The following is a 6,662-nucleotide window of genomic DNA, read 5'->3' as shown; positions in this document are numbered from 1 at the left end:
TGTTGCATCAGAAGTTAATGCCAGGCCACCCGAACGTCGAGCATTCATCCGGCTCTTAACATGCGCTCTAAACCGCACTAGGTAATTAGATAGGCGCAAATTCTGTTCTAATGGAATCTGCTTTTCTTCCATTTGTTGACAAAGCATTAGTAACTGGCGAATCACAACAGTTAAACGCCGTGCTATGTAGCAAGCAATGACCACCAGAGCTTTTGCTTCCATGATAGTTAAGGGACGACGGATATGCGCTCTCCGTAGCGGATTAGAGCTACGCATCCGCCATAAATTCACCCTGTCTTTAACAATTCCTTTTAGATCCAACTCTTGAGCAAAAGTCAGGATTGCTTCCGAACCACCAAGCTCTAAAGCTTCAATTGCCAGTAAAATCAGGTCAATTTGCAACCTGGTTCTGCGAGGACACGTTTTGGAAGCGATCGCAGGATCTGGCAAAGTGTCCAGAACCATCGGCAGTGAATCTTGAGTTGGACTGTTGAACGGCGTTAAACTTGCTGAGACATTCATTCTATAAATACCTTGTGCGGTTCCAACAGACTAGATAAAACAAATTTAAGATCGGTAGCCAAGACTTGAGCATTAAACTTGTAGCAGTAGCATGACTACCTGATATATACATTACTTAACTCTTTCTACTCAAAGTTTTCCCTATCTATATTGAAATCAAAATTTTAAAACATAACTTAATTCACCTCATTTATTTAGTCCAATACCTCTTATAGCTTGATTTAGATTCTAATTATCGTCAATAAAGGGCGAAGCTTCAGCCTCGACCCCCAGCGTATGACATTATAGTGTACGATTTTTCAGGTATCTGAAATTGGACATTGGGCATTGGGCATTAGTTATCCTTTTTTGTCCCCCTTATTTACCCTATTTCCTGATTCACCATGCCCCATGCCCCATGCCCTATTCCCCATTCCCAATTTCCTATTTTATGGATTTGAAGTCTCTCGTTCGTGACATCCCAGATTTCCCTAAACCCGGAATTTTATTTCGGGATATTACTACCCTGCTGCGCGATCCAGAGGGATTACGCTACACTATTGACTTTCTAGCACAAAAATGCAATGAAGCTGGGATAACGGCGGATTATGTCATTGGTATAGAGTCGAGGGGATTTATTTTTGGTTCACCTCTGGCTTATAAATTAGGAACTGGTTTTATTCCCGTCCGCAAAAAAGGTAAGTTACCAGCAGCCGTTCATTCAATTGAATATGAACTAGAGTATGGTATGGACTGCCTAGAAGTGCATCAAGACGGTTTACAGCCAGGTAGCCGAGTTTTAATTGTGGACGATTTGATTGCCACGGGTGGAACTGCGAGTGCAACAGCAAAGTTAGTGCAGAAGATTGGCTGCGAACTAGTAGGATTTGGGTTTATTATCGAGCTACAGGATTTAGAAGGGCGTAAATATCTGCCGGACGTGCCGATTATCTCTTTAATTGAATATTAGTTATTTGTCATTGGTCATTAGTCATTAGCAAAGGACAAAATGACAAATAACAAAGGACAGATGACAAATACTTCGGCTTCGCCCTTCGACTACGCTCAGGACAAGCTCAGTACAAGTGACAAAGGACAAATGACATCTACGAAAATTTCCTTGGATACAGGTCGGGATTGGCTAATAACGCTAGTCACGAGTGAAACTTTTGTTTATGTGGGAAAGCGGGTATTGCAGGCACTATTGACTTTGTTGTTGGCGTCAGCGTTGTCGTTTTTCATTATTCAACTCGCTCCAGGAGATTATGTAGATACGCTGCGGCAAAACCCAAAGATATCGCCAGAAAGAATCGAAGAAATCAAGCGGCAGTTTGGTTTGGATAAGTCTTGGCCAGAGCAATTTTGGCTATGGCTATGGCGAATTTTAACAAAAGGGGATTTTGGCACGAGTTTTATTTATCAGCCACCCAAAACTGAAATAGAGCAAACTATAGCTGAACTCTGGAAAAATTTACTTAAACTTGAAGACGTAGGAATTCATGATAACTTCTTTGAACTAGGTGGTCATTCGCTGCTTTTACTTCAAGTTCATAGCAAGTTACGCGGGGTTTGGAAACGAGATTTATCTCTTCTCGATTTATTTAGATACCCGACTATCAACTCTTTAGCGAATTATTTTAATCAGATGGAAAATCAACAACCATCTTATGATATTATGGCTAGTATGGACGAAAGAATAGCAGATGGAAAAACCCAACAAAGAAAGCGTCTGCAAAAAATAAAATCTGTTTCAAATATTTAATATTTATTAAGATTAACTGGTGTTTTGGCTTCTGGATTTACCTCAAGTTGCAGATGCTCAATAAACAAGTTTGAAGAAGTAATTGTTTTAAAAAGATTCAAGGAATAATTGAGAAAATGACTATTCCAACAGCATCAACTTCTAATAACGGCTCGGAAATAGCGATTATTGGATTGTCAGGAAGATTTCCTGGAGCGAAAAACATTGATGAATTCTGGAATAATCTTCAAAATGGCATAGAATCAATCTCTTTTTTCAGTGACGAAGAACTGTTGGAAGCAGGAATAGATCAAGAACTTCTCAGTTCCCAAAACTATGTTAAAGCAAATGGTGTCATAGAAGATGCCGAATTATTTGATGCTTCTTTTTTTGCATTTAATCCCAGAGAAGCAGAAATCACTGACCCACAGCACCGCATTTTTTTGGAGTGTGCATGGGAAGCTTTAGAAAATGCAGGATATAAATCTGGAATAGAGAAATGTCCAATAGGTGTGTTCGCAGGATGTAACTTGAATGCCTACTTACTCAATGTTTACTCAAATCAAAAGGCTATATCAGTAGATGGACAACAATTAATGATAGCTTGTGAGAAAGATTTCCTTTGTACACGTACTTCTTATAAGCTTAATCTAACTGGGCCTAGTTACACAGTTCAAACGGCTTGTTCAACATCTTTAGTTGCCGTCCATTTAGCTATCATGAGCTTACTCAATGGTGAATGTGATATCGCTTTAGCTGGTGGCGTTGCCATCAATGCACAAAGAAAAGCTGGATATCTATACACAGAAGGGGGAATAGCTTCTCCTGACGGACATTGCCGTGCATTTGATGCTAATGCCCAGGGAGCAGTGGGTGGTGAGGGTGTCGGCATTGTAGTATTAAAGCGATTAGAAGATGCTTTGAGCGATCGCGATACAATTCATGCTGTAATCAAAGGTTCAGCTATCAATAATGATGGTTCATTCAAAGTCAGCTATACAGCACCCCGCATCGACACCCAAGCAAAGGCAATTAGAACAGCCCAATTAATAGCCGAGGTCGAACCGGAAACTATTACTTATATTGAAACTCACGGAACCGGAACAGCTTTAGGAGACCCGATTGAAATTGCCGCCCTAACGCAAGCTTTTCGCTTAACTACCCAAAAGAAAGGCTTCTGTGCCATCGGTTCGGTTAAAACCAACATTGGACATTTGGATGCTGCTGCTGGGATTGCAGGACTGATTAAAACGGTTTTAGCCCTGAAGCACAAACAAATACCTCCGAGTTTACACTTTACTGAGCCTAATCCCGAAATTGACTTTGCTAACAGTCCTTTCTATGTCAATACCAAACTTGCCGAGTGGCAAAGTAATGGTACTCCCCGACGTGCTGGAGTTAGTTCCTTTGGACTAGGGGGAACCAATGCCCATGTAGTTCTCGAAGAAGCCCCGGTTGTCGAAACTTCTATCCCCTCTCGACCTTGGCAATTATTAATGCTATCCGCCAAAACCAGTTCCGCACTGGAAACGGCGACAACAAATTTAGCTAACTATTTTCAAGAACATCCTGATTTAAATCTTGCTGATGCGGCTTACACATTGCAGGTTGGGCGCAAGGCCTTCGACTATCAACGGACAGTTGTCTGCCGAGATATTCAAGATGCTGTAAATGCACTTCAAGACCCAAGGCGGGTTATTACGAATACTCAGAAAACTCAGCAACGTTCTGTTGCCTTTATGTTTTCTGGACTAGGAACTCACTATCTTGATATGGCTCTTGAGCTTTACCAAACTGAGCCAACATTTCGTATGTCAGTTGACCAATGTTGCGAACTCCTCAAACCGCTCCTTGGTCTAGATTTGCGAGATATATTGTATCCCAACAGAAACAGCGAGAATGGCAGCAAGCAAAAACAAAATACCCCTTCAAGCGGGTTAGATTTACGAAAAATGTTAGGTCGTGGTCAGGAACCAGCAGATGCACAGACGTTGCGTGCAACATATCTACTGAATCAAACCGTTCTCACCCAACCAGCTATATTTGTTGTTGAATATGCTTTAGCTCAACTGTGGATATCCTGGGGAATCCTTCCTGCGGCGATGATTGGCTACAGCATCGGGGAATATGTAGCAGCAACTCTAGCCGAGGTTTTGTCTGTTGAAGATGCTTTAACCTTAGTAGCTAGAAGAGCGCAAATGATTGAAGAGTTGCCAGAAGGGGCGATGCTGGCAGTACCGCTTTCAGAAGAAGAGATACAGCCCTTCTTGAATGAAAAAATTTCCATGTCTGCAATCAACGGGTCATCGTTGTGTGTGATTGCAGGTGCCAAGGATGCAGTGGAGGAATGGGAACGACAACTGGGCGAGCAAAATTTAATTGGTAAGCGTTTGCAGACATCTCACGCTTTCCATTCTGCGATGATGGAGGCGATCGCACCTGCCTTTGGTGATTTAGTCAAAACATTTAGCCTGAAACCCCCGAAAATTCCCTATATTTCTAACGTCACAGGAACATGGATTACAGCAAAGCAAGCAACAGATCCCAGTTATTGGGTGAAGCACCTCTGTCAAGCAGTACGCTTTGCTGAGGGAGTGCAGCAGTTATGGCAAAAAGACAATCCAATTTTATTAGAGGTTGGCCCTGGTCAAGCATTAATTAGTTTCGCATCCCAATGTCTAGAAGGTGACGATAGAGCTAAATCGGTGATGCTCCCCACCCTACGGCACTCCTATGAGCAACAGTCAGATATGGCCTTTTTAATGAATACATTGGGTCGCCTTTGGCTGGCTGGGGTAGAAGTAGATTGGTCTGGTTTTTATACCAATGAACAACGCGCTCGCATTCCTTTACCAACCTATCCATTTGAACGTCAGCGTTACTGGATTGATGTCAATCCTGAAGCTGCCTTGGCTACACCATCACAACAAACATTACACAAAAAACCGAATATTGCCGACTGGTTTTACATCCCTTCCTGGAAGCGCTCTCCCCACTTACCATTAAAATCATCACAAAAACTATGTTGCTTAGTGTTTGTTGATACTCTTGGAGTTGGTTCGCAAGTTGCACAGCAGCTGGAATTACAGGGTCATAATGTCATAACTGTAGTAATTGGAGAGCAATTTACCAAGTTAGGCGATCGCGCTTACGCAATTAATCCCCAATCCAGTAGTAATTATGATACATTGCTGACAGAACTTAGCATATTGGATTTAAACCCAAATGCGATCGCTCACTTTTGGAGCGTTACGGCAAATGATACCTTATCCTCCTATAAGGTGATAGAACAAACAGAATCATCGCATCAGTTTTTTGAAGATACGCAAAATTTGGGTTTCTGGAGTCTGCTATTTCTAACGCAAGCTTTGGGAAGGCGGAATATTTCCGATACTTTGAAGTTAACAATTGTAACAAGTAATGTACATGATGTAACTGGCGAAGATAGCTTATGTCCTGAAAAATCAACATTACTAGGGCCGTGTAAGGTAATTCCCAAAGAATACCCGAAGATAACTTGCTCTACTATTGACATAGTAATTCCTTCTTGCAAAAACCCAGCAGCACCAAAACTCATAGATTCTCTTGTCACAGAAATTAGTTCCCAAACAAGCGATGACAGCGATGACATAGTAGGCTATCGAGGTCATCATCGTTGGGTGCAAACTTTTGAACCTGTGCAGCTAGATCGAGACATTGCGAGTAAATCTAAGGTAAGAGAAGGAGGAGTTTACTTAATTACCGGGGGACTTGGTGGTATTGGTTTGGCTTTAGCAGAAAATCTAACTCAGACAGCACATACTAAATTAATTCTTGTTGGACGAAAAGGACTGCTTGAACGCTCACAGTGGCAACAATGGTTAGAAACTCATAATAAGCAAGATAGTGTTAGCCGTAAAATTGAAAAAGCTCTGGCACTTGAGAAATTAGGGTCGATCGTTCAAGTTCACAGTGCCGATGTAGCTAATCTTGAGGAAATGCAAGCAGTAGTTGCTCAAGCGTGCAAACAATTTGGTCGTATCGATGGTGTCATTCATGCAGCAGGTATTGCTCCAGGTGGCATGATTCAACTCAAGACAAAGGAAATGGCAAATAGCGTACTCGCAGCAAAAGTCAGGGGAACGCTAGTACTAGAGAAAGTTTTAAAAGATTCCAAATTGGATTTCTTTGTACTTTGTTCATCCCACAGTTCTATACTGAGAGACTTGGGACAAGTAGATTATTGCGCTGCAAATGCTTTTCTTGACGCATACGCTCACTATTGTGCTTACGAATCAAACCAATTGACAATATCAATTAATTGGTGTACTTGGCAAGTAGGAATGGCGGTAGAAACTGTAGTGCCAGATGAAATTAAGCAGATACGTGACGAAGAAACCCTCAAAGTAGGAATGACTTCTCAAGAAGGTATTAATGCTTT

General features: G+C 41.7%; 4 protein-coding genes and 1 pseudogene. 4 read left to right on the top strand and 1 reads right to left on the bottom strand.

Features of this window, described 5'->3' with window-relative positions; all coding sequences use genetic code 11:
• A partial coding sequence (locus tag LC574_RS20225; protein WP_229455197.1) for a DUF3038 domain-containing protein occupies positions 1–522 on the bottom strand: 522 nt, incomplete at its 3' end.
• Positions 523–952: 430 nt separating this feature from the next.
• Between LC574_RS20225 and LC574_RS20220 the strand changes: the two genes are divergently transcribed.
• The 4 genes and pseudogenes from LC574_RS20220 to LC574_RS20205 all read left to right on the top strand — a co-directional run.
• A complete protein-coding gene (locus LC574_RS20220; RefSeq protein WP_229455203.1) occupies positions 953–1,471 on the top strand; it encodes an adenine phosphoribosyltransferase in 519 nt (172 codons plus the stop codon).
• Between the two features lie 129 nt (positions 1,472–1,600).
• Positions 1,601–1,924: pseudogene (locus tag LC574_RS20215) on the top strand (ABC transporter permease); the annotation flags it as partial.
• Positions 1,916–2,263, top strand: coding sequence for a phosphopantetheine-binding protein (locus LC574_RS20210; protein WP_229455199.1), 348 nt, complete (start codon positions 1,916–1,918; stop codon positions 2,261–2,263). The pseudogene LC574_RS20215 and the gene LC574_RS20210, both read left to right, overlap by 9 nt.
• Positions 2,264–2,379: 116 nt before the next feature.
• On the top strand, positions 2,380–6,662 hold a 4,283-nt coding region (locus LC574_RS20205), incomplete at its 3' end, for a type I polyketide synthase (RefSeq protein ID WP_229455195.1).

The sequence above is a fragment of the Nostoc sp. CHAB 5715 genome (assembly GCF_020829685.1).
Classification (GTDB): domain Bacteria; phylum Cyanobacteriota; class Cyanobacteriia; order Cyanobacteriales; family Nostocaceae; genus Nostoc.
This window is presented reverse-complemented; position numbering and strand designations above follow the sequence as displayed.

What these genes read in the sequence shown, in the direction of transcription:
- LC574_RS20220 (WP_229455203.1), top strand. Translation starts at nt 953, where the DNA reads ATGGATTTGAAGTCTCTCGTTCGTGACATCCCAGATTTCCCTAAACCC.